The organism is Sporosarcina sp. FA9, from assembly GCF_051550205.1.
In the GTDB taxonomy this organism is placed as follows: domain Bacteria; phylum Bacillota; class Bacilli; order Bacillales_A; family Planococcaceae; genus Sporosarcina.
The window spans coordinates 893,105-917,630 of sequence record NZ_CP188819.1 but is presented as its reverse complement, the minus strand read 5'-3'; the positions used below and the strand labels follow the sequence as shown (position 1 = coordinate 917,630).

Sequence of the window (24,526 nt, the reverse complement as noted above, 5' to 3'; positions counted from 1 at the left end):
GATTAAACCGTAACTTATGAGAAATAAAAATAGTCGTGTAATCGCAGCTCATCCTTTAGCTTTTCTTTAATGATATGAACAAGCACCCTCCTTTTAGACGTTAAGTCGAAGGAGGGTTTTTTCACCACAAAAAAGACACTCCATTGAATCGGAGTGCCACTTTTGGAACATATTACATTTTTTTGAATACGAGTGAAGCATTATGTCCGCCAAAACCAAGTGAGTTGCTCATTGCATACTCAATATTTGCTTTGCGAGCGACATTTGGTACGTAATCAAGATCACATTCCGGATCTGCATTTACATAATTCATCGTCGGAGGAAGAATTCCTTCTTTTAATGCTTTCACTGTGAAGATTGCCTCAAGACCACCAGCAGCACCCAAAAGGTGACCTGTTAACGCTTTAGTCGAGCTCATTGCAAGTTTATACGCATGTTCGCCAAAAACGGCTTTCGCTGCCATCGTTTCAAATTGATCGTTATACGGAGTACTTGTTCCGTGTGCATTAATGTATCCGATTTGTTCTGGAGAAATTTCGGATTGCTCAATCGCTTGTCTCATTGAACGAGCAGCTCCTTCGCCTCCTGGTGCTGGAGCTGTAATATGATGTGCGTCTCCTGTTGAACCGTAACCTGTCAATTCTGCATAAATTTTCGCCCCACGCGCTACGGCATGTTCGTATTCTTCGAGAATTAAAATTCCTGCTCCTTCACCGATAACAAAACCATCGCGGTCTTTATCAAACGGACGTGAAGCTGTGTTAGGGTCTGGATTCAAAGATAATGCTGTATTTGCACAAAATCCTGCAACAGACATTGTAGTAATTGGTGCCTCTGCGCCGCCTGTAATCATTACGTCAGCATCACCCCTACGAATTACTTCGAATGCATCTCCAATAGAATTCGTTCCCGATGCACAAGCCGTCACCGTACATGAATTAATACCTTTCGCTCCGAAATAGATTCCAACTTGTCCTGAAGCCATATCAGGAATCATCATCGGTACAAAAAACGGACTGACACGACGGTATCCTCGTTCCATGAAAATTTTAAACTGTTGTTCATGCGTTTCCATGCCGCCAATTCCCGAACCAATCCAGACACCTGTACGAAGTTTTAAATCTTCATCCAATTCAAGGTTCGCATCTTTCATCGCCATTACTGACGCAGCAATTGCGTAATGTGTGAAGCGGTCCATTTTGCGTGCTTCTTTTTTAACAATATAATCTTCTATATTAAAATCCTTTACTTCAGCTGCAACTTTAACTGGAAATTGTTCGCTGTCCAGTCTCGTTAACATACCAATACCAGATTTACCGTTAATTACCGCTTCCCATGATTCCTCAGCCGAATTTCCAACTGGTGAAACGGCACCAACACCGGTTACTACTACACGTTTTTTAGTCAAAGTACTTGCTCCCCTTTATTATAAATTAGATTATTTATCTTCCCCATTTAATACATAGTGCTCCCCAAGTTAACCCTCCGCCAAACCCAACTAGAACGATAACATCATCGTCTTTTACTTTACCTTCTTCTAAATCATCAAAAAGTGAGATTGGAATAGATGCGGAAGATGTATTGCCATATTTATGAACGGTTTTAGACATTTTTTCAATGGGTAAACCGAGTCGCACACGAGATGATTCCATAATTCGGATATTCGCCTGGTGTGGAATTAAATAATCGACTTCATTTGTTGTAAGTCCCGCTTTTTCAATAACATTTATCGCTGACTGTCCCATTTGACGGACTGCGAACTTGAACACTTCACGACCGTTCATCATTAGTTTATCAGCTTGATAGAGATGTTTTCCACCACTGCCGTCTGCACCTAGTTCAAATGATAAAATTCCCCGGCCTTCACTAACTTTACCAACTATTGTTGCTCCGGCACCATCTCCAAAAAGAACTGCAGTGTTACGGTCTTCCCAGTCTGTTATCTTCGAAAGTTTTTCTACACCGACAACGAGTACATAGTCATATGTTCCGGACTCGACAAATTGTTTCGCCGTTACAACGCCGTACATAAATCCTGCACAGGCTGCGGAAACATCCATTGCCGCAGCATTCTTCGCACCCAGCTTTTCTTGAAGCATTGCTGCTACTGATGGAAAAGGTTGATCCGGTGTGACTGTTGCAACAAGAATTAGACCGATTTCTTCAGGATTGATGCCAGCATTTTTAATTGCGTCTTTCGCTGCATGATACGCCATATCAGATGTATTAATAGAATCGTCCGCAATTCGTCTTTCTTCAATCCCGGTACGTGAACGAATCCACTCATCTGTAGTATCCATTCGTTTTTCTAAATCTGCATTCGTTACAATATTGGGCGGCACATACTTACCCATACTTATAAGACCAGCATTCATCAAACTTCCTCCGTTCATTATCATCTGTTATTAGTACCTAGTATTAATAATAAGAGAAATGAACACATTTTACAACCTACCGACACTATTTCGCCAAAATAAAGTTCATTCTGCATAGATAATTCTTTCTCCATAGGGAACCCTATGATATGATAGTTTTAGAAATAGTAATGTAGAGGTGAATTAAATGAAAATCATAATGACATTTATCTGGTCTTTCTTATTAGTATCCTTGTTAAACTATGTTGTTGGTTCGATTGCGAACGTTCCATTTAACTTTCAAGCAGGAGCAATCATTTCACTCGGTCTTTCTGTTTTAATCCTTGTAATGGGTCAAATAATCCCAGAAGGTACTGTAGCAGATCATTAATCAGCAAAAAAAAGAGCCACTCGGATTTTTCTCCGGAGTGGCTTTTTTTTTACTTAGCCTTTATTCACAGTCAACTTACCCTCTACCATCGACAAATGTAAACCGTCGCCGCGTTCGAGGTGACCGCCTATCAATTCTTTAGCAACAACCGTTTCTACATGACGTTGAATGAATCTTTTTAATGGTCTTGCACCAAAATCGGCATCCGTTCCTTGATCTACAATCCACTCAAGAACCTCATCCTCATAACTCAGAACAATTTCCTGCTCACTTAGTCGTTTGACAAGATCTTCAAGCATTTTCCGAGTGATGAGCTGGAACGAACTGCTTGTAAGTGAGTGGAAAATAATAATATCATCCATTCGGTTGAGCAGTTCTGGTTTAAAGTGATTTTTTAATTCCGCAAGTACCAAATCTTCTGCTGCATGATTTTCAGTACCTACCAAACCTGTCAACAAATATGAGGAACCGATGTTGGACGTCATAATAATGACCGTATTTGTGAAATTGACAAGTCTTCCTTGACTATCTGTAATACGTCCATCATCCAAAACTTGGAGAAGAATATTTGCAACATCCGGATGGGCTTTTTCGATTTCATCTAAAAGAATAACTGAATAGGGATTTCTGCGCACAGCTTCCGTCAATTGTCCACCTTCTTCGTAACCAATATATCCTGGCGGTGCTCCTACCAATCTTGACACGCTATGTTTCTCCATATATTCAGACATATCAATTCGAATGAAGTGATCTTCCGAGTCAAATAAAGTCGCAGCAAGTGTTTTCGCAAGTTCTGTTTTCCCGACCCCAGTAGGCCCTAAGAATAAAAACGAACCTATTGGCTTAGCGGGATCTTTAATCCCAGCACGCGCACGCCAGACCGCTTCTGTGACCAGTTGTACTGCGTCGTCCTGTCCGATCACTCTCTCTTTCAATGTTTCATGTAAACGCAACAGTTTTTCACGTTCACCTTCTACAAGTTTTGTTACCGGAATACCCGTCCAGCGAGCAACAATCATTGCGATTTCTTCTTCGGTTACTTCTTCTCGCAACAACCGATTCTCTTTACCATCTAGTAATGGCTCTTCGGATACTACAAGTTCGGCTTCCAATGCTGGAATTTTACCATGCCGAAGTTCCGCGGCTTTATTCAAATCAAAGCGATTTTCTGCATCTTCGAGTTCTCGGCGGTAGCGATCTAACAGACCACGCTTTTCTTGGATATCGCTTAGCGTTTTCTTCTCAGCTTCCCACTGTGAACGCATACCAGCTGAGGAATCTTTTAACTCTTGAAGTTCAACTCTTAATGCTTCTAGCCGTGACTTACTTGCAGAATCCTTCTCTTTACGAAGAGCCTGTTCCTCAATTTCAAGTTGCATCATTCGGCGCGTCACTTGGTCCAGTTCCTGAGGCATTGAATCGATTTCAGTTCGAATCATCGCACTTGCTTCGTCAATCAAGTCTATTGCTTTATCCGGTAAAAATCGTTCAGTTAAATAGCGATCCGATAAGGCTGCGGCCGCTACAATTGCACGGTCATGAATTCGTACCCCATGATGCAGCTCATACATTTCTTTAAGTCCTCGTAAAATCGATACCGTGTCTTCAACAGACGGTTCACGAACAAGAACTTTTTGAAAGCGTCTTTCAAGTGCCGGGTCTTTTTCTATATTCATCCGATATTCATCAAGCGTTGTCGCTCCGATACAGAAGAGCTCACCTCTTGCAAGCATCGGTTTTAACATGTTCCCTGCATCCATCGCACCTTCAGTTTTACCCGCGCCTACAATTGTATGGATTTCATCGATAAACAGAATAATTTGACCTGAGCTATCCTTTACTTGCTTTAGCACACTTTTAAGCCGTTCTTCAAATTCCCCGCGGTATTTCGCACCCGCAATAAGAGAAGCCATATCCAGTTCAAAAATTTCCCGACCTTTTAAACCTTCTGGAACATCGCCTTTGACAATCCGTTGTGCAAGTCCTTCTACTATTGCCGTCTTCCCTACACCTGGTTCTCCGATAAGAACAGGGTTATTTTTCGTTTTTCTTGAAAGAATTCGAATCACGTTGCGAATTTCTTCATCACGTCCAATTACAGGATCCATCTTCCCGTTTTTCACATCTTCCACAAGATTACGTCCAAATTGCTCAAGCGGTGTGCGTTGGTCTTCTTGTTCAGGGTTCATTCTCATATACATCCACCTTTCAAATGTTTGACTTTGACTATCTTTGATTAATTAAATTATAATATGCCTAGCGCTTGATGTAAAGCATTTCGCGTTGTGAAATTCATGCAATATAATTCCAACAAAAATAGACCGCATAACAATGAATATGTCATGCGATCTATACTTATAAAGAGGATATATTTAAATTAACGTACGCCGAGAGCAATTTTCGCGTAGCGAGACATATTTTCTTTTGACCACGGCGGACTCCAGACAATCTTAACTTCTACCGCTTTCACTTCCGGAAGTTCCATTAGTTCTTGTTCTATATTCGCAACGATTTGTGGTCCCATAGGGCAACCCATTGACGTTAGTGTCATTGTTACAATCGCTGTTCCTTCTTCGTTTAGTTCTACATCACGAATGAGCCCTAAATTGACGATATCAATCCCAAGCTCAGGATCGATAACATTTTCAATTACACCCATCATACTGTCTTTCATATCCTGACTCATGTACATACCCCTCTCAATCATTTGGTTCTTTCATCATAACAGATTTCCTGTCAATCATTCAACTGACTTGCCACCCAGTTCGTCGCTTTTAACAATCCTTCTCTCGAAACTGAGTGGCCTGCAACTTCATCCGCATCAAAAACAATTCGCTCTGGTACATCATAATACTCTTTCTTCATTGCTTTATAAAAATGATATGTTGGTTCAAAAGGTACAACTGTATCGTTTTTTCCATGCCAAAAATAGAGTGGACGTTGGTTCAACTTCGTTGGTTGTTTTGTTAAATCGAAATAAGAAAGGTTTTCAAACAGCTTTTTCTTTTCCGCCACGGAGACCGGCAATTCGAATCCGCCACGCTCAAAATGACTTATTTGAGCTTTCGCCAACTTTTCAAAGCCGGGAGTACCCATCATAACTAGGGCGGCCGAAATCCACTCATACGCCGTCAAGCAACCGAGTGTTGTAATTCCTCCCATCGACGAACCGCCAACCGCGATTTTTTTCGAAACAATCAATTTTCGTTTCAACAGCTCTTCTTTTAACAACCCTACCTCTTCAATAGATGTTAAAATAACTTCCCAAAAACGAAGTCCTAATTGAACTTCATCTAAATTTTCATCACGTGACCCATGGAGATGTGCGTCCGGTAAAATTACCCGAATTCCCTGTCTAGCTAGATTATAAGCATAGTGAAGATTATGTTCTTTGGCACTGGAAAAGCCATGAAGAAATATCAAGACAGGTACTTCTTGAGTTTCATATTGTTCTTCTACTATATGTAATACAGGAATATCATTCCATAGTTCTTCTTTTAAAATCAATGGAATCACACCTTTCCCTTTTCAGGTAATCGTAACAAAGTTTTTCTGAAAAAACAAAAAGGAAGATTAATAAGAAAACTATTTTGACTTAGAGTGTCCCTTAACGATAGACTTTACTAATATGGAGGGGGAGTTTTTTTGAAACCACATTTAATCGTTGTAGACCTAGATGGTACCTTACTTACCGACAAGAAAAACATTTCAACAAAAACAGCCAAAACGTTATTGGACGCAAAAGAACAAGGTCACCATGTAATGATTGCAACTGGAAGACCTTATAGATCATCCGAACTTTATTATAATCAGTTGGATTTAAAGACCCCTATTGTTAATTTTAACGGTGCATTCGTGCATCGTCCTGGGGATTATAACTGGAAAAGCATTCATGAAACACTTGAATTATCCGTCGTAAAGGATGTAATGGAAGCAATGAAAGAATATCCTTGGAACAATATTGTAGCTGAGGTTATGGACGATGTGTACATGCATTACCACGACGAGAAACTTATCGATGTGTTTAATACCGGAAAACCTAAAATCACAACAGGTGAAATCCAAAGTTTACTGCAAGACAACCCAACAAGTTTATTAATTCAAGCAGACGAAGCCAATGTTGACGAAATTTGTAAACATCTTAGCCATGTCCATGCTGAAGTTGTTGGACACCGGATTTGGAAATCACCTTGGGGACATGTTATTGAAGTTTTCCGTCACGGACTTAGTAAAGCAGTCGGCCTTGCACATGTTGCAAAGTATATGGATATTCCCAGAGATCGTATTATCGCTTTTGGGGATGAAAACAATGACCTTGAAATGATTGATTACGCGGGTGTCGGCGTTGCGATGGGTAATGGGATTGACGAATTAAAATCAATTGCAAATGAAGTAACACTTTCAAATAATGAAGATGGGATTGCAATCCTACTACAGGAACGGTTAAACTTAAAATAAGAATAATTAGACTATATAAATAATGGAGGGTTTTTACTTGAGAATTTTTGCTGACAGTGCTTGTGATTTACCGAAAGAGTTTTTTAAGAAGAACGATGTTACCCTTATTCCACTGCATGTTTTAATTGACGACAAAGAATACAAAGACATCGTCGATATCGATTCACGTGAAGTTTATAAAGCAATTCGAAATGGTAAAACCCCTAAGACTTCCCAGGTGTCGCCTGAACTTTTCTTGGATTTATGGCAAGAATTAGCCGCTTCTGGGGATGAAGGAATCTACATTGCCTTTTCATCTGAATTATCGGGAACATACGATACGAGCGTGATGATTAAAAACCAAGTGCTCGAATCCAATCCCAATTTAAATCTTATTACGATTGATTCGAAATGTGCTTCACTCGGATATGGTCTTCTAATTAAAGAAGCTGTTCGACTTCGCAATGAAAACGAGGATCTTGAAACGATTGAAAAAAAGATTCGTTTTATGGCCGCACATATGGAGCATTTATTCACAGTAGAAGATTTGGATTATATGGCACGTGGCGGACGCGTATCAAAAACAAGTGCATTTATTGGTGGGTTACTCAATATTAAACCACTTCTCCACGTTGAAGACGGAAAACTCGTTCCGATTGAAAAGCATCGTGGTCGTAAAAAGGTGTTACGCCGAATTACAGAGTTAATGGCGGAACGCGGCTCTCAATTATCAGAACAAACCATCGCCATTAGTCACGGGGACGATGAAGCGATTGCACTTGAACTCAAAGCTTTGGTTGAAGAACAATTTAATCCAAAAAGTGTGGAAGTTTATTTAATTGGTTCCGTTATTGGTGCACATGCCGGTCCTGGAACTGTTTCTGTCTTTTTTCAAAGTAAACTTATCGAGTAATATACTTAAGAGGAGCAACTTATGAAAATCATTATTGTAGGTGCAATCGCAGGTGGCTCAACTGTCGCATCCCAAATCAGACGTGCAATACCAGAATCGGAAATCACTTTAGTTGGGCGTGAAGCCGACATTGGCTACGGAACATGTGGGATGCCTTATGTCATCGGCGGACTCATTAGTGACAGCGCAAAATTAGTTGGTACAACTCCAGAAGACTTTATAGAAGAACGAAATATTAATACACTTGTCCGGCACGAAGTATTATCCATTAATCGTACTCATAAAACAGTCGAAATTAGTAATTTGGAAACGAAAGAACGCTTTACTGAGTCTTACGATAAACTGATTTTATCGCCAGGCGGTTTTTCACGAGTTCCTGAATTTAAAGGGCTCGGGGACCTTCCTTTATTTACACTTAAAACTCTGTCCGATTTAGAAAAAGTTCTCGAGTATATTGAAAAAGAGAAACCGGCCTCTTGCGCAGTTATTGGCGGTGGGTTTATTGGAATCGAGCTTGCTGAAAACTTTATACATCTTGGTTTAAAAACAGCTCTTATCGAACGCAATGATCGTGTGATGAAAATCATGGATGTGGAAATTACCGATATCCTTAACAAAGAAATGGAAGACAACGGCGTTGAATTTTATTTCGAAGACGCGATTGAACGTATTGAAGGAAATAAACTCATTATGAAAAATGGAGTGAACTTTGAAGTCGACTTTATAGCTGCAAGTGTTGGAATTATTCCAGAAACGCAACTTGCAAGTGATGCAGGTCTCTCTATTGGATCTACAAAAGGCATCATAGTGAATCGTTATATGCAAACCGACGATCCCGATATTTACACAATCGGTGATGCTGCAGAATGTACTGACTGGGTTACCGGTAAACCTAAACGGGTTCAACTTGCATGGCATGCGCACCGCGCTGCTTATATCGTTTCACGTCATCTCGCTGGCAATCCTATTGAAATCAATGGATTTCTCGGTACAACCATTACAAAACTATTTTCGTTAACAGCCGCGATGACTGGTCATTCTGCTAAAAGCTTAACGGAAGAAGGAATTGCATTCAAAACCGTAACTCATGATGGGCGCTCGAATGCTGGTTATTATCCAGATCACGGAACCCTTCATTTACGTGTCCACTACGATGGCGAATCGCGCCGGATTCTGGGTGCACAAGGTGTAGGCGATAAAGGGGTTAACAAACGAATTGATATTCTTGCGACTGCAATGATGGGAAATATAACTGTTGACGATTTATCCGCTTTGGAACTTGCATATTCACCGCCCTATTCTTCACCCAAAGACCCAATTAACATGCTTGGGTATAAAGCAAAATAACAAAAAAACTCATTGATAAATGACGTTGGTGAAATATTTCAGATTATTATTATTGATTTTTTTATTTACTACGGGACTGTCCAGAAAGTCAGCGAAAACTGGTTTTTGGGGCAGTCCTTTTTATATAGGTTTCCAAGTATCCCGTTGCTTTCCGTTCCAGGCGGACGCGTTCCACTAGCGAAGAATAAAAAACATTCTTCTTAGGGGCGGGAGGTGAGCCTCCTCGGTCGCTAGCGCTCCACTGCGGGGTCTAACCTGTCCCGCTTCATCCCGCTGGAGTCATCTTTAGCCGAGGGCCCACACGATGTGGGTCATGCAGTCGTTACGACAGGACGTCGTGGTTTTAGACTGCCTTGCACTCCAAGCAACTAAGATTGTCCATTGAATATAAAGAAAATATATAGAAATTGCTCGAAAGTGGGATTATACTGCTTTAGGGAATAATTGTTTTTGTTCACTTTTTTATTGGACGGTTTTTATAATTCTAGAGATTCCTGTATCCATAAGTGACACTATTCAATACTTTGATTTTATTGTTAATCCCTTCAATTCTTCCTTTATTGTAAGGGTAAATAAAGCTGTTCTCTATGAACGGAAGATGTTTTCTTAACGTTTTTAACCTTGTTCTCATATAACTTGAAATTAAAAGTGAAACAGATCTAGTTAAACAAATCTCTAATGCCTTGAAATCCTTATCAGACATAGCTTTTAGATGTTCCTGACAAAGTTCATAATTCGCCTATAATACTGGATCATACGCTAACATTACTTCTACAATGCTTGTCGCAAAGCGTTAACCGAATATATGAAACGTTGCTTTTTCAAAAGTAAATAGGTTGTATTTACACCCGTAATCGGTAAAGTAACTCGAGAAGATTGAGTCCGATTTTAATAAACCTTCCCTTAAAAGTCCCTTCTTTTATCAAATCTTCTTCAAAAGTGTTGTTTGGGTCTTGAATATCAAGTAAAAGTTTAATATTATTGGAGTATGACAATTGAATTCCCTCCTGAAAGATGGTTTTGGTCGACTTTAATTCTACAGGGAATCTCACTTGTTTTCTATTTATATTGAACTTATCTTTCCCACAACTTTTAGCTGATTGGAGTGCAGACCGGCGACTCCAATGGGATCAGCGTGACAGTCGAGCCCCCACAGGAGCGTGGTTTTCGCGACGAGGAGGCTCGACGCACGGCCCTAAGAAGAATGGTTTTTATTCTTCGCTGATGGAACGCGTCCGGTCGGAACGGAAATCAGCGAGTAGCAACAGGATTCTTTAGTTCAGTATATATATTATTTGAAGGTTTCACCAACGTCGTAAATTGTACAACCCAAAAAAACTCATCACTGATTGCTCAGTGATGAGTTTTTTTGTTCTTACATTTGTGCAGCAATTACTCCGTAATCTTTTGGTTGTAATTTACCACTTTCGATATCTTTAACGAAGTGACAGGCTGCTTTATGCCCTTCTTCCATTGCTTCATGCGGTTTTAGAACAGGTTCTTCTTTAGAACAGATATCTTGTGCAAAAGGACATCGCGTATGGAAACGACAGCCTTCTGGTGGATCGATTGGTGAAGGTACGTCCCCTTTCAATGCGATATGCGTTTTAATATGAGTTGGATCTGGTACCGGTATTGCGGATAGTAAAGCTTTCGTATATGGGTGTTTTGGATTTTCGAAAATGGATAGTTTATCTCCAATTTCAACAATCTTCCCAAGATACATAACGATTACCCGATCTGAAATATGACGTACAACTCCTAAGTCATGGGAGATAAATAAATACGTCAAATTAAATTCTTCTTGCAATTCTTCAAGTAAATTCAATACTTGTGCTTGAATTGAAACATCCAGTGCGGATACAGCCTCATCACAAATAATAAGTTTCGGATCAACAGCAAGTGCACGGGCAATTCCAATCCGCTGACGTTGCCCACCAGAAAATTCATGTGGATAACGATCTGCCTGGTATTCATTTAGCCCGACTGTTTCCAACAATTCAATTATGCGTTTACGTCGTTTTTTAGCAGGCACGGAATTTTGAATCGTCATCGCTTCATTCAGAATATCCGAAACTGTTTGACGTGGATTAATAGAAGCATATGGATCTTGAAATATTATTTGTAAATCTTTTCGTTGTTTTCTCATTTTAGACTTCGATAATGTGGTCAATTCAACATCATTGAATCGAACTGTTCCCTCAGTCGGCTCTTCCAACCGTAAAATTGCACGGCCCGTTGTTGATTTTCCACAACCAGATTCACCAACTATACTAACAGTCTCACCTTCGTACACTTCAAAACTGATGTCATCAACCGCTTTTACGTGATTGATTGTACGCCCGAGCATTCCACCTTTAATGGGGAAATATTGTTTTAATCCTTCAACTTTTAGCAGTTCTTTTCTTACCATAGACGCTCACCTCCGCCTCGCCGTCCCATCTGTCGGAATAGATCCAACAGCGGACATCGTTTCCACTATCATCTTTCATTAAATCCGGTAATTCAGCACGACATAAATCGGTAGCTGCGGGACATCTAGGTGCAAACCTACACCCCTTGGGCATCTCATGAACGTTTGGAACGTTGCCGTGAATAGGCTCCAATTTATCCTGATCGATATCATGACGTGGCAATGAATTCAGTAAACCTATAGTATATGGGTGTTTCGGTTCTTGAAATAAGTTTAAAACATCCGAGTATTCAACGACCTGACCAGCATACATAACTGCAACGTAATCGCAGGTCTCTGCTACAACTCCGAGGTCGTGCGTAATAAAGACTACCGACATTCCCAGACGATGTTGCAATTCTTTTATAAGTCCAAGAATCTGTGCTTGGATAGTCACGTCAAGAGCTGTAGTCGGTTCATCTGCAATCAGGATTTCGGGATCACATGCAAGAGCCATGGCAATCATGACACGTTGACGCATTCCACCAGAAAGTTCATATGGATAGTTTTTAACGCGCCGGTCTGGCGATGGAATTCCAACAAGTTTTAACAAGTCTACTGATTTCAGAAGTGCTTCCCGCTTCGACATTCCTTGGTGCTTAACAAGTGATTCTCCAATCTGTTGACCTACTGTAAACACTGGGTTAAGTGAAGTCATCGGCTCTTGGAAAATCATAGAAATTGCGTTTCCACGAATATCCCTCATTTTTTTATCTGAAAAACCAATTAAATTTTCACCTTTAAATCGAATTTCTCCATCCACAATTTTACCGTTATCAGCCAACAGCTGAAGAATCGATAAAGCGGTAATACTTTTACCTGAACCAGACTCTCCAACAATGCCAAGTGTTTTCCCTTTAGGAAGAGAAAAACTTACGCCGTCAACAGCCTTAACTTCACCATCATCTGTAAAAAAGGACGTGCGAAGATTACGCACTTCTAACAAAGGAGTTTCCATTTTGTAATCCCTCTCTTCTTGAAACTCTATTAATTCAAATCAATTCTTTTATTTAACATACGGTACGAAATATCAACGAGCATATTCACAAAAACAAATAGCAACGAGATAATGAGTACTGTTCCTTGTACAATTGGGAAATCTCTTTGTCTAATTGCGTCAATCGTCAAGCGACCCATACCATTTATCGCAAAAATTGTTTCAGTAATTACGGCACCGCCAAGAAACGCTCCAAACTCCAAACCGACAACTGTTATTACTGGAATGAGTGCATTTTTAAGTGCATGACGATATGTAACAACTCTTTCGCTCAATCCTTTTGCTCTAGCAGTTCGAATATAATCCTGACCGATTACTTCTAACATAGAAGCACGTGTCATTCTGGCAATAATTGCGGCTCCACTTGTTCCAAGACAAATAACTGGAAGAAGAATTTGTCGCCAACTATCGCCCCATCCGGACGGTCTCATTTTTAAGAAGTCAGGTAAATAATCGCCACCTACAGCGAACCATTGAATGAGTACTAAACCGAGCCAGAAGTTCGGCATTGAAAGACCGAATAACGCTACAATCATAATTGTTACGTCAGACCATGTGTAATGACGGACTGCTGAAACAATACCTGCAATTAACCCAATAAATACAGCGAGGATTGTTGCATAAATCGCTAACTCCGCAGTAACCCAAAATCGGTGCTTTATCTCATCAAGAACAGGTCTTCCGCTTCTTACCGAGTTTCCAAGGTCACCTTGAAGAGCGTTCGATACATAGTTGAAATATTGTATGTGCAAAGGTTTATTCAAACCTAGTTTTTCACGAATTTGTTCAACGGATTCTTCAGTAGCGGCCTCTCCTGCCATTATTTGCGCAGCATCCCCTGGTATTAGATGCATTAGAGAGAATACTAGAATTGTAACACCAATGAGTACTGGAATTGTCTGCAAGAGTCGTCTAACTATATATTTAGCCATTCGTTTTCACCTCCATTACTTATTCATCTTCGGATCGAGTGCATCTCGTAATCCGTCACCAAAAATATTGAATGCAAGTACAACTAGAACAATCATTATTCCGGGAAATAGAATAAGATGTGGTGCATTTGACATATATGTTCGTCCATCGTTCAGCATTGCTCCCCATTCAGGTGCTGGTGGTTGTGCACCAAGACCTAAAAATGAAAGTCCGCTAGCTGTAAGAACAGCAGTTGCAATACGTAATGTAGCCTGAACGATAATTGGCGACATAACATTCGGTAAAATATGCTTAAATATTATTCTAAAATCGGTTGCACCGAGCGCCTTGACAGCGTCTATGTATTCTAGCTTTCGCACGGATAACGTAGACCCTCTAACAATTCGGGCAAACGCGGGCACTGAAAATAATCCAACTGCAATAATAACGTTTGTTAAACTTCCACCGAGCACACTTACAATTGCAAGTGCTAATAAGATTCCTGGAAATGCAAGTAGCACATCCATTACTCTCATGATGATTGTGTCAATTTTACCACCATAGTAACCGGATACAATTCCTAGAATAACTCCGACAGAACCTCCCATTGCTACAGAAAGAAATCCAACTTTTAATGTAAGAGCCATACCGTGAATGATTCTAGTGAAAATGTCTCTTCCAAAGTTATCTGTGCCAAACCAATGATCACCGGATGGTGGCTTGAGTTTGTTCAATACATTTACAGATGTTGGGCTTTGTGTAGTCAACCATGGACCTACAATTGACACAACAATAAACAGCAATATTAGTGCTCCCCCGACAACTGCTGCTTTGTTTTTTCGTAGTCTCTTCCATACAGACTTGTAATACTCGATCCTGGGGCTCGACCTTTTTGGCCGATTTATTGTTTCGAGTGCTTTCTCTGACATAAACTCTTACACCCTCTCTTATGCAGGCCAAAATAGACCTATTCTCAAATTGCTATTCTCAGGTAGCATATCATGAAAACTAGTTTCCGGAAATAGATTTTTCACATTATGTATTATTCCTAATGAAATTCCAGTTTTTTACACTAATTAACGCTTTCAAAATAGAGGTAATTGGCTATATATATAGATTAATTAATAAAATGAATGTGTCTTACATAATATGTATCTTATTGATTAATTTGGTCAATATATATATTATTTCAATATCATAGTAATATTGTATTGTCAGAACTGATAGATTATGTTATATTTTGATGTGTATTGGGTGTTTATCCAATAATAGAAGATATTGGGGGAGAAAAGATTGAGAAAGAATTACAAATTTAATCTACTTCTAGTTTTTACAATCATTATGTCACTATTTCTAGCCGCTTGTGCGGGTGGGAGTGATACAAAAGATGAAGGTAAGAAGGACGATACAACTAAAGATGAAAGCAAAACAGAAGATGCTTCATCCGATGAAGCATCAGAAGGTGGAGACTTAGTTATCGCTACACTTTCAGATGCAGCACTACTAGATCCACAACGTTCAACCGATGTTCCTTCAGCAAATATCCAAACGAATATGTTTGAAGGACTCGTTACAAAAGACAGAGACTCCAACATCGTTGAGTCCCTAGCAGTTAGTTGGGAACCAGTTGACGAGTTAACTTGGGAATTCAAAATTCGTGAAGGAGTTAAGTTCCATGACGGAGAAGACTTGAACGCTGAAGCAGTAAAGAAGAGCTTCGCTCGTATTCAAGACCCTGATGTTGCAGCACCACGTGCATTCATCTTTGAAATGATTACTGATGTAACAGTAATCGATGACTTCACAGTTCAAATCAAAACTGAGTATCCATTTGCACCATTACTAGCTCACCTTTCTCACCCAGCAGGTGTAATTGTGAGTCCTAAACAAATTGATTTAGAATACGAAGCAATGAAAGATGGTAAAGAGCCAAGTTCAGTAATGAACGAACACCCAATTGGAACAGGTTTCTTTAAATTTGAAAGCTGGGTTCCTGGAGCAGAAATCGTTTTAGTTAAAAACGAAGACTATTGGGGCGAAAAAGTTCATGTCGATAAAGTAACATTTAAAGTCATTCCAGAAGGCGGTACTCGTGTTGCGGAACTTAAAACAGGAAACGCTCAAATCATCGAACCTGTTCAACCAAACGAAGTTGCTGACCTGAAAAACACTGATAATATTACAGTAGATGAAAAAGTATCTTCATCACTTAACTACCTTGGATTCAATATGGACAAAAAACCATTTGACGATGTACGTGTACGTCAAGCGATTACAATGCTCGTTAACGTAGACGAAGTATTGGAAGGCGTATACGAAGGATTCGGATTAACTGCACAAGGTCCTTTGGCACCTGGCGTATTCGGATTTAACCCTTCATCAAAACCAATCGGCTATGATCCTGAAAAAGCAAAAGAACTTCTTAAGGAAGCTGGTTTCGAAGATGGCTTTAAAACAACAATTTGGACAAACGATAACCAACAACGTATGGACATTGCTGTTATTCTTCAACAAGCACTTGCAGAAGTAAATATTGAAGTTGATATTCAAGTTCTTGAATGGGGAGCATACTTAGCAAACACAGCTGAAGGGGAACACGATATGTTCATTCTTGGACTTTCAAACCCTGTTGGCGATGCTGATTATTTCTTAACACAATTGTTCCATTCAAATAATAAAGGGGTATCAGGAAACCGTTCATTCTATGACAACCCTGAACTCGACAAATTACTTGAAGAAGGACGTAAAGAAATTGACGAAACAGCTCGTCAAGACTATTACGACAAAGCTCAAGATATTCTAATTGAAGATGCGCCAATGATTTTCATGCAACACCAAGCTTATCTTTCAGGTGTTAGCGGAGATATCGAAGGATACTGGATCGATACTTCAGGATATTACAAGTTGCAAGATGTAAAGTTCGTTAAATAAGTTTCTTCAAAAATAAAAGTGCCTGTAAGTCGGTTTATCCGGGTTATACAGGCACTTTTTTTATAACTAATTAATAAACGGATTAATCAATAAATAAGAAAAAGTTAAAAAATTGAAAAGGTGGGCTTTTATATGTCGAGTAAACAAAAGCGTTTCACACTTATATTGTTAACACTTTTAATTACCTTACTACTCGCAGCTTGTGCCGGTGGAGATACCAAAGATACTGTCGCGGATGATACCGATAAAGAAAAAGATAAAGAAACAACCACAACCGAAACCACCGATGACAAAAACGCTGAAGAAGTTTTGACCGGAGGAGATTTAGTCATTGCAGTCCTTTCCGACGCAGCGGTCCTTGATCCACAAGGTTCTTCTGACGTACCATCCGCAAACATTCAGTCTAATATTTTTGATGCACTTGTTAAAAAAGATCCAAACGGAGTCATTATTCCTAACCTTGCAGAAAGCTGGGAACCTATTGACGAAACAACTTGGGAATTTAAGCTAAGGAAAGATGTTACATTTCATGACGGCGAGGCATTTAACGCTGAGGCTGTAAAGAAAAGCTTGAATCGCATTCTTGACCCTGAAGTCGCTGCCCCACGTTTCTTTATATTCGAAATGATATCGAGCGTTGATGTCGTAGACGACTTTACAGTTCATATTAAAACCGAGTACCCTTTTGCACCTATATTATCGCACCTGGCACATCCTGCTGGCGTAATTTTAAGCCCAAAGTCCATTGATGAGGATTATGCTGCAATGAAGGAAGGTAAACCTTCCGGAACAATCATTAGTGAAAACCCAATTGGAACAAGTTATTTTAAGTTTAAAAGTTGGAATCCTGGTACTGAAATCGTCCTTGAGAAAAACGATGACTATTGGGGCGAACCTGCCCATCTCGATACAGTAACTTTTAAAGTAATTCCCGAAAGTGGTACTCGTATTGCAGAACTCGAAACCGGATACGCACATATTATTGAACCTGTTCAACCAACTGAAGTAGCTGGCATCAATGATTCAGATTATGCCGAAGTCGATGTTAAAACATCCTCTTCTCTATCGTATATCGGCTTTAATGTTGAAAAGAAACCTTTTGATGATGTTCGAGTTCGACAAGCCATCTCCATGCTTGTCAATCAATCGGATATTTTAGAAGGAATCTATGATGGGTTTGGTGTTGGTGCGGTAGGTCCTTTAGCGCCCGGCGTATTCGGACATAATGCCAACATGAAACCCCTCTCTTACAATCCTGAGGAAGCATTAATACTGCTTGAAGAAGCTGGTTATAAAGATGGCTTTAGTACAACAATTTGGACAAATGACAACCAGCAACGTATTGACTCAGCAGTTGTTCTTCAAGAAGAACTTAAACAAGCTAATATTAATGTTGAAATCGAAGTACTGGAATGGGGAGCATATTTAGATAAGATCGATGCGGGAGAACAAGACATGTTTATTCTTGGATTGTCTAACCCCGTTGGCGATGCAGATTATTTCTTAAGATCTCTGTTTCACTCAGAATCTAAAGGTGCACCTGGAAACAACTCGTTTTATGATAATTCTAAAGTCGATGCCCTTCTGGATGCGGGTAGACAAGAAATAGAAGACGCAAAACGAATTGAAATTTATGACGAAGTACAAGAAATGTTAATTGAAGAAGCACCCCTTGTGTATATTCACCACCAAGCCTATTTAACAGGTGTTAGTAATAAAATCGAAGGATATTGGATCGATACTTCAGGATATTACAAATTGCAAGATGTAAAGTTCGTTAAATAAGTTTCTTCAAAAATAAAAGTGCCTGTAAGTCGGATTATCCGGGTTATACAGGCACTTTTTTTACAACTATTTAACGGTAATTAATACCATAGATGAAAGGTATTGGATGAATACAATACGTTTTTTTGAGTTTTTATGTATATTAAAAATTCAAATAAATAACCGTTAACACAATTCTTCAAATACCGATTGTCCAAACCTAACTTCTATGCTATATTCATTTGACTGTTGTATTTATGCAACAGTCAAAAAATTATTTATAGGGGGTAAATATTGGATGATTAGAAAGCATAATTTTAAATGGTTATTGGTTCTTGTATTGGCAATGGCTATGATACTTGCAGCATGCGCAGGTGGATCAGACAGTAAAGACAAAGATACTAGTAAAGAGCCTGATAAGGAAAAAGACAAAGATACAGAAGAAGTAGATGAAGAAGAAGACGCAACTGAAGATGACGGTGGCGGGGATTTAGTCATTGCAGTACTTTCTGATGCATCTTCACTAGACCCTGCTGGTTCAAACGATGTTCCATCATCAGTTGTACAAGCAAATATTTTTGAAACACTTGTAAACCGCGATGATGATAATAATATCATCGAAGGACTTGCTGAATCATGGGAAGCTATTGATGATACAACATATGAATTCAAATTACGTCAGAATGTTAAATTTCATGACGGCGAACCATTCACTGCAGATGCAGTAAAAGCAAACCTCGATCGTATTCGCGATCCAGAAGTTGCATCACCAAGATACTTCTTATTTGAAATGATTACTGACGTTGCAGTTGTTGACGACCATACAGTACGTATTACTACTGAATATCCGTTCGCACCTCTTCTTGCTCACCTTTCACATAACGGCGGTGGAATGGTAAGTCCTAAATCAATCGAAGCGGACTATGCAGCAATTACTGGTGAAGTAAAAGCTGGATCAGTCATTACAGAAGAACCTGTAGGAACTGGCTATTTCAAATTTGACAAATGGACTCCTGGTTCGGAAATCAAACTTGTTAAAAACGATGAGTACTGGGGCGATAAAGTTCATGTCGACTCTGTAACATTCAAAGTTATTCCTGAAAGCGCAACACGTAACGCAGATTTAGAGCGTGGTTTTGTTCATATTGCAGATCCAGTTCAACCTGTAGAAGTTGACGGCATTAACAACAGTGAACACGCTTCAGTAAATCAAAAGGCATCTTCAAGTCTTTCATATATCGGATTCAACACAGAGAAAAAACCTTTTGATGATCCAAAAGTACGTTTGGCTATTTCAATGATGGTCAATAAAGAAGAAATTATTGAAGGTGTTTACGATGGATTCGGAATTCCTGCAAAAGGACCTCTTGCACCAGGTATTTTCGGATTTAATGACGACGCAAAGCCTACTGAATACAATGTTGAAGAAGCGAAAAAGCTACTTGCAGAAGCAGGATTAGCAGATGGCTTTAAAACTAAATTGTGGACGAATGACAACCCACAACGTATGGATACTGCAATCATCCTTCAAGACAGCTTGAAGCAGTTGAATATTGAAGTTGAAATTGAAGTAATGGAATTTGGAGCTTACTTGGAAAAAACAGCTGAGGGAGAACACGATATGTTCATCCTTGGATGGTCAAACCCTACTGGTGATGCGGATTATGGTATGTATGCATTGTTCCACTCATCACAAAAAGGTAACCCAGGTAACCGTTCGTTCTACGAAAACCCTGAAGTTGACAAACTTCTTGAGCAAGGCCGTCGTGAATCCAACCCGGATGAGCGTCTGAAGCTTTATAACAAGATTCAAGAGTATTTAATCGAAGATGCGCCAATGGTTTATGTTCACCACCAAGAGTACTTAACGGGAGTGAGCAAAGAAATCACTGGATTCTCAATTAATACTTCTGGTATCTACCAATTACAAGAAGTGAAATTTGTAAAATAATAGGGTAATTTTAAAAGGTCATGGATTAATTTCCATGACCTTTTTCTGACTTTAATTGTAGAAACGTTCTTACTTTAAATTTCAATTACAGTTGGCGGCTCCCCTTTCTTATTCATTAAACGCATTGAATCCGGTGTTATCTTTAAGATAATTAAATTAGGATCTTCCGGACCACTAAACCAAGGTCTCATTTGCTCGTTCCATGTCTTGTTTTTCAACTCTTGATCATCCGAAATACTAACGGTTCCTTCTATATCAAGATATTCGTCTCCAATTCCCTGCCCTTCATAGCCAATCAATACGCATGTATGAGGATTTGCTTCAAGTTCCTCTACTTTCTCCGTTTTTTTCGATGTTGCAGTGTATAGTGTGAACTCATCGCTAAAAAAAGTCATATATCGCGAATTTGGCTTATTGTGCTGAATTGTTGCCATTGTACCAACAAAGCTTTCTTTCAGAATTTGTAGTGCTGATTCTTTTGCGTCCATAAGTATCTACTCCCCTTTTCAATGTTGACGTAGTTTACCACTCCAAACAGTAAACTAAACATCCATTAAAAGATTAAACATCTAAAGTGCTTTGAATGCATAAGATCTCAAAATAATAGTATATTTCTGAAAATGGATTGTCATTATTATTATTCATGATATACTACTCAATACATATTGCTTTAGTCGGCAATAGATTAAGAGATATAGGGGGAATGTTAAAATTGATGAAAATGACTACTAGTAAATGGCTTCTTACCATCATTCTATTATTATCCGTGGTTCTAGCCGCTTGTGCGGGCGGAACCGATAGTAAAGATGCTACCAGTAAAGAACCTAGTAAAGAGACTGAAAAAGATGATGATGAAGGAACAACTGAAAATCCTGAAGGAGGCGGCGACCTAGTTCTCGCGGTCCATTCAGATGCATCTACACTCGATCCATCCGGTTCCAACGATGTTCCATCAACGAATGCACAGTACAATATTTTCGAAACACTTGTTAAACGTGATATCGATAATAATATTGTTGCGAGCCTTGCTGAAAGTTGGGAAACAATTGACGAAACAACATTTGAATTTAAATTACGCCAAGGTGTAAAATTTCATGACGGTGAGGATTTTAATGCAGATGCCGTAAAAGCAAGCCTTGACCGCATTCTGGATCCCGAGGTTGCTTCATCTAAATACAATACATTCAGCATGATTACGAGTGTTGATGTTGTAGATGAATTTACAGTTCGTATTATTACAGAGTATCCTTTTTCACCAATTCTTGCACATCTTTCTCATAGTGGAGGAGCGATCATTAGCCCCAAATCTGTTGAAGCAGATTATGCAGCAATGGATAATGGCGAGGATTCGGGCTCGGTAATTTCAGTCAACCCAGTCGGAACAGGCTTTTTTAAATTTGAAAGCTGGGAGCCCGGAGCCGAAATAAAACTAATTAGAAACGAAGATTATTGGGGAGATAAGCCACATGTTGACACAGTTACATTTCGTGTTATTCCTGAAAGTGCTACTCGAAATTCTGATTTAGAACGTGGATTTGTTCATATTGTGGACCCTGTTCAACCTAGTGAAGTTGCAGCACTAAACAACGGTGACTTCGCTAAAGTTTTACAAACACCATCAACTGCTCTTACTCATCTTGGATTTAACACGGAAAGAGCTCCTTTCGATAATGTAAAAGTTCGACAAGCCATTACGATGATGGTCAACAAACAAGAAATTATTGACGGTGTCTATGAAGGATTCGCTATTCCAGCAGAAGGCCCCCTTGCTCCTAAATCATTTGGTTACGACCCCGACGTGATTGGTCTGGAGTACAATGTAGAGGAAGCTAAGAAGCTTATGAGTGAAGCTGGTCATGCTGATGGCTTCAAAGCAACGATTTGGACAAACGATAATCCACAGCGTATCGATATGGCAGTTATTTTACAAGACGTATTAAAAGAACTTAACATTGATATAACTGTTGAACAAATGGAATTTGGTGCATATCTAGACAAGCTTCGCTCTGGCGAACACGATATGTACATGTTAAGTTGGAGCAATTCATTAGCTGACGCCGATAATGGTTTGTATTCTTTATTCCATTCAATCGTGAAAGGCGTGCCACCCAATGCTGTTTGGTATGGAACTGACGAAGTGGATGATCTTTTAAACAAAGGTCGCAAAGCATCAGATCCTGATGAGCGTTTAACGATATACAAAGAAGCACAGAAAGTATTAATTGAAGAGGCACCTATGGTTTATCTGAATCACCCTGAATATTTAACAGGTGTTAGCAATAGTATTACCGGTTTTAAATTGGATTCATCCAATACGTATTTATTACAAGATGTTAAGATTGTGAAATAAAAGAAAAAATGCCCGAAGTAGCATCTCGCTAATTCGGGCATTTCTATTTTTCATTCAGTATCGTTCGCTTTGGATTTTCGTCCTTTTTTCAAAACAACATAAAGGAAACTTAAAAACAAAACATATACTAAAATCGAAGCGATTAAATAAGGCGTGTTAAATCCCTTATCTTCTTCCACTATATAAATTTCTGCAATTTCTCGTTCTAGAACTATTCGAAACTTATGATCATCGGACTCTCGAACAAGATCTCCATCAAGTACACCACGAAGTTTTTTCTTATCTCCAACGAGTTCGGCTGGAAATTCAAAATTCGCTGTTATCGTTTTATTGTTCAATGCGACAATCCACGTTTCTTCATCATTTGAAAGCTTGTATACTGTAAATCCATGGTCATCATGTAATAATTCAAAATCACCAGTGCGAAGTGCCTCAGAATCATGGCGTAATGAATTTAATCCACCAATGTACTCATATAACTCCATATCCGTATTAAAATTCGATAGTGGATGGCTTTCAGGAGCCTTCTCACCATTAACTGCAATCTCTGTACCATAAGTCATCACAGGAGTGCCTGGGAGTGTAAACAGCGCTGCCACCGCCAGTTTCCAACGTGTAGGTGGGAACATCCTTAATTGCATCATATCGTACGTAAACCTGGATCCTGTTAAATCATCATACTGAATTAAATCTTTCTCATTCATATTCTCAAATATTGCAAGACCGGATGTATCTGAATCCGGTGATACATACGCCTGTTTGATTGCATCTATTTTTTCTTGATTGATTGACCCATCAAAATCAGCCTCAGTAACTTCGTTTGTAATGACGTACATATCCGGTTTCACATCTTTTATTGCAGCAATTACTTCATTAATATACGGTGTATCAAACTTAGCAATTTTCGTTAACCGAATACCATCCAAATTCGTTTTTTCTACAAAGGAAATAACCGCGCTCTTCAATGCTTCTTGCAACTCTGGGTTTGCAGCATCCCAATCGATTATCCCCTCGCTAACAGGAGTTCCTGAAAACAAACCATCTCTGATCCAGACATGGTTCTCACTCACTCCATTTAAAGGAAAGTCCGCCATAACTGAAATCTTTTTTTCATGAACAGCGTCAATCATCTTCGCTAGATCCTCTTCAGTACCAAAATGCGGTTCCAGTTTTTCATAATCAAGCACCTTGCTGCCGTCATACATTTCTGTTTGAAAAATGGGTCCTATTGAAATCATAGTAAATCCCATTGAATTGATGTAATCGATTCGGTTGATGATGCCCGCAAAGTCTCCTCCGCTAAATGCGTACGGATCCTGTGTATTAACATCTTCATCGTTTTTTGTATCCTCATTAAAAAAGCGGTCGACGAGTAAATCATATATACTTTCATCTTTTAGCGTCCGCTCATCCTCGGCAAATACGCCAATTGGACCAATAATTGATAAAAGCAATACAAATGTAATAATAAGTCCAAACAATCTATTTATCCTCACGAAATGGCCTCCCTAATTTACAGCTATCACCAATCATTTTAACAAACGAAAATGCGAGTCGCCATTCTTTCGAACAGAAAGTTTTCCACAACACTAAGAATAGGTCGTATTTGTGAATTAATCATGAGCGTAAGGGAGTGTTTTACGTTGAGGAGCAGCAAGGGAAGACAGGTTTACGGAACTTCGCAACGTTCCCCAATATCTCTACAAAAAAATACGCCCACTAGAAAT

At 39.3% G+C, this 24,526-nt stretch carries 21 protein-coding genes; 8 read left to right on the top strand and 13 right to left on the bottom strand.

The features are described from left to right. Positions 1 to 172 precede the first annotated feature (172 nt). Together fabF and ACP8HH_RS04260 are read right to left on the bottom strand one after the other, a co-directional pair. The gene (gene fabF / locus ACP8HH_RS04265) at positions 173 to 1,408 is read right to left on the bottom strand and encodes a beta-ketoacyl-ACP synthase II (protein WP_438316297.1); all 1,236 of its coding nucleotides are present in this window, start codon (positions 1,406 to 1,408) and stop codon (positions 173 to 175) included. A gap of 34 nt (positions 1,409 to 1,442) precedes the next feature. After that, positions 1,443 to 2,375 carry a beta-ketoacyl-ACP synthase III gene (locus tag ACP8HH_RS04260; RefSeq protein WP_438316294.1) on the bottom strand — a complete coding sequence of 311 codons (933 nt, stop codon included), beginning with the start codon at positions 2,373 to 2,375 and terminating at the stop codon, positions 1,443 to 1,445. 187 nt (positions 2,376 to 2,562) lie between these two features. Here ACP8HH_RS04260 and ACP8HH_RS04255 point away from each other — a divergent pair, with 187 nt between their 5' ends. Beyond that, complete coding sequence (locus ACP8HH_RS04255; RefSeq protein WP_438316291.1) at positions 2,563 to 2,745, top strand: DUF2929 family protein; 183 nt, start codon at positions 2,563 to 2,565, stop codon at positions 2,743 to 2,745. A 53-nt stretch (positions 2,746 to 2,798) separates the two neighbouring features. Here the strand turns inward: ACP8HH_RS04255 and ACP8HH_RS04250 are convergent, their stop codons facing one another. The 3 genes from ACP8HH_RS04250 to ACP8HH_RS04240 all read right to left on the bottom strand — a co-directional run bounded on the left by ACP8HH_RS04250 (position 2,799) and on the right by ACP8HH_RS04240 (position 6,261). Continuing rightward, positions 2,799 to 4,946, bottom strand: coding sequence for an ATP-dependent Clp protease ATP-binding subunit (locus tag ACP8HH_RS04250; RefSeq protein ID WP_438316289.1), 2,148 nt, complete (start codon positions 4,944 to 4,946; stop codon positions 2,799 to 2,801). Between the two features lie 176 nt (positions 4,947 to 5,122). Further along, complete coding sequence (locus ACP8HH_RS04245) at positions 5,123 to 5,431, bottom strand: metal-sulfur cluster assembly factor (RefSeq protein ID WP_438316286.1); 309 nt, start codon at positions 5,429 to 5,431, stop codon at positions 5,123 to 5,125. A gap of 50 nt (positions 5,432 to 5,481) precedes the next feature. Further along, positions 5,482 to 6,261 (bottom strand): prolyl oligopeptidase family serine peptidase, encoded by a 780-nt coding sequence (locus tag ACP8HH_RS04240; protein ID WP_438316283.1) that lies wholly within the window; start codon positions 6,259 to 6,261, stop codon positions 5,482 to 5,484. A 129-nt stretch (positions 6,262 to 6,390) separates the two neighbouring features. Here ACP8HH_RS04240 and ACP8HH_RS04235 point away from each other — a divergent pair, with 129 nt between their 5' ends. Genes ACP8HH_RS04235 through ACP8HH_RS04225 form a run of 3 tightly spaced genes read left to right on the top strand, consistent with a single transcriptional unit; the run spans position 6,391 to position 9,442 of the window. Beyond that, positions 6,391 to 7,203 carry a Cof-type HAD-IIB family hydrolase gene (locus ACP8HH_RS04235; protein ID WP_438316280.1) on the top strand — a complete coding sequence of 271 codons (813 nt, stop codon included), beginning with the start codon at positions 6,391 to 6,393 and terminating at the stop codon, positions 7,201 to 7,203. Positions 7,204 to 7,240: 37 nt separating this feature from the next. Further along, positions 7,241 to 8,095: a DegV family protein gene (locus ACP8HH_RS04230; RefSeq protein ID WP_438316277.1), complete on the top strand. Its 855-nt coding sequence runs from the start codon at positions 7,241 to 7,243 to the stop codon at positions 8,093 to 8,095. 21 nt (positions 8,096 to 8,116) lie between these two features. Then, entirely contained in the window at positions 8,117 to 9,442 is a 1,326-nt protein-coding gene (locus ACP8HH_RS04225) for a CoA-disulfide reductase (protein ID WP_438316274.1), read from the top strand. A 484-nt stretch (positions 9,443 to 9,926) separates the two neighbouring features. On the opposite strand, the gene ACP8HH_RS04220 is transcribed toward ACP8HH_RS04225, so the two are convergent. The 6 genes from ACP8HH_RS04220 to nikC all read right to left on the bottom strand — a co-directional run bounded on the left by ACP8HH_RS04220 (position 9,927) and on the right by nikC (position 14,732). Continuing rightward, positions 9,927 to 10,145, bottom strand: a complete 219-nt coding sequence (locus ACP8HH_RS04220; protein WP_438316271.1) for a transposase — start codon at positions 10,143 to 10,145, stop codon at positions 9,927 to 9,929. A gap of 139 nt (positions 10,146 to 10,284) precedes the next feature. After that, positions 10,285 to 10,437 (bottom strand): hypothetical protein, encoded by a 153-nt coding sequence (locus tag ACP8HH_RS04215; protein ID WP_438316268.1) that lies wholly within the window; start codon positions 10,435 to 10,437, stop codon positions 10,285 to 10,287. A gap of 380 nt (positions 10,438 to 10,817) precedes the next feature. Continuing rightward, entirely contained in the window at positions 10,818 to 11,855 is a 1,038-nt protein-coding gene (locus tag ACP8HH_RS04210; RefSeq protein WP_438316265.1) for an ABC transporter ATP-binding protein, read from the bottom strand. Beyond that, positions 11,827 to 12,852, bottom strand: a complete 1,026-nt coding sequence (locus tag ACP8HH_RS04205) for an ABC transporter ATP-binding protein (protein WP_438316263.1) — start codon at positions 12,850 to 12,852, stop codon at positions 11,827 to 11,829. The genes ACP8HH_RS04210 and ACP8HH_RS04205 overlap by 29 nt, the downstream gene beginning before the upstream one ends. 29 nt (positions 12,853 to 12,881) lie before the next feature. Beyond that, on the bottom strand, positions 12,882 to 13,823 hold the full coding sequence (locus ACP8HH_RS04200; RefSeq protein WP_438316260.1) for an ABC transporter permease: 942 nt from the start codon (positions 13,821 to 13,823) through the stop codon (positions 12,882 to 12,884). A gap of 15 nt (positions 13,824 to 13,838) precedes the next feature. Then, positions 13,839 to 14,732: a nickel transporter permease gene (gene nikC / locus ACP8HH_RS04195; RefSeq protein WP_438316258.1), complete on the bottom strand. Its 894-nt coding sequence runs from the start codon at positions 14,730 to 14,732 to the stop codon at positions 13,839 to 13,841. Between the two features lie 364 nt (positions 14,733 to 15,096). Here nikC and ACP8HH_RS04190 point away from each other — a divergent pair, with 364 nt between their 5' ends. From ACP8HH_RS04190 to ACP8HH_RS04180, 3 genes are all read left to right on the top strand, one after another. Beyond that, complete coding sequence (locus ACP8HH_RS04190) at positions 15,097 to 16,734, top strand: glutathione ABC transporter substrate-binding protein (RefSeq protein WP_438316256.1); 1,638 nt, start codon at positions 15,097 to 15,099, stop codon at positions 16,732 to 16,734. Between the two features lie 132 nt (positions 16,735 to 16,866). Beyond that, positions 16,867 to 18,519, top strand: a complete 1,653-nt coding sequence (locus tag ACP8HH_RS04185) for a glutathione ABC transporter substrate-binding protein (RefSeq protein WP_438316254.1) — start codon at positions 16,867 to 16,869, stop codon at positions 18,517 to 18,519. Positions 18,520 to 18,796: 277 nt separating this feature from the next. Then, the gene (locus ACP8HH_RS04180) at positions 18,797 to 20,449 is read left to right on the top strand and encodes a glutathione ABC transporter substrate-binding protein (protein ID WP_438316252.1); all 1,653 of its coding nucleotides are present in this window, start codon (positions 18,797 to 18,799) and stop codon (positions 20,447 to 20,449) included. Positions 20,450 to 20,523: 74 nt separating this feature from the next. On the opposite strand, the gene ACP8HH_RS04175 is transcribed toward ACP8HH_RS04180, so the two are convergent. Then, positions 20,524 to 20,937, bottom strand: a complete 414-nt coding sequence (locus ACP8HH_RS04175) for a pyridoxamine 5'-phosphate oxidase family protein (protein ID WP_438316250.1) — start codon at positions 20,935 to 20,937, stop codon at positions 20,524 to 20,526. Between the two features lie 227 nt (positions 20,938 to 21,164). Here ACP8HH_RS04175 and ACP8HH_RS04170 point away from each other — a divergent pair, with 227 nt between their 5' ends. Continuing rightward, the gene (locus ACP8HH_RS04170; protein WP_438319031.1) at positions 21,165 to 22,799 is read left to right on the top strand and encodes a glutathione ABC transporter substrate-binding protein; all 1,635 of its coding nucleotides are present in this window, start codon (positions 21,165 to 21,167) and stop codon (positions 22,797 to 22,799) included. Positions 22,800 to 22,849: 50 nt separating this feature from the next. On the opposite strand, the gene ACP8HH_RS04165 is transcribed toward ACP8HH_RS04170, so the two are convergent. Further along, a complete protein-coding gene (locus ACP8HH_RS04165) occupies positions 22,850 to 24,295 on the bottom strand; it encodes an alpha-amylase family glycosyl hydrolase (protein WP_438316247.1) in 1,446 nt (481 codons plus the stop codon). Positions 24,296 to 24,526: the final 231 nt, after the last annotated feature.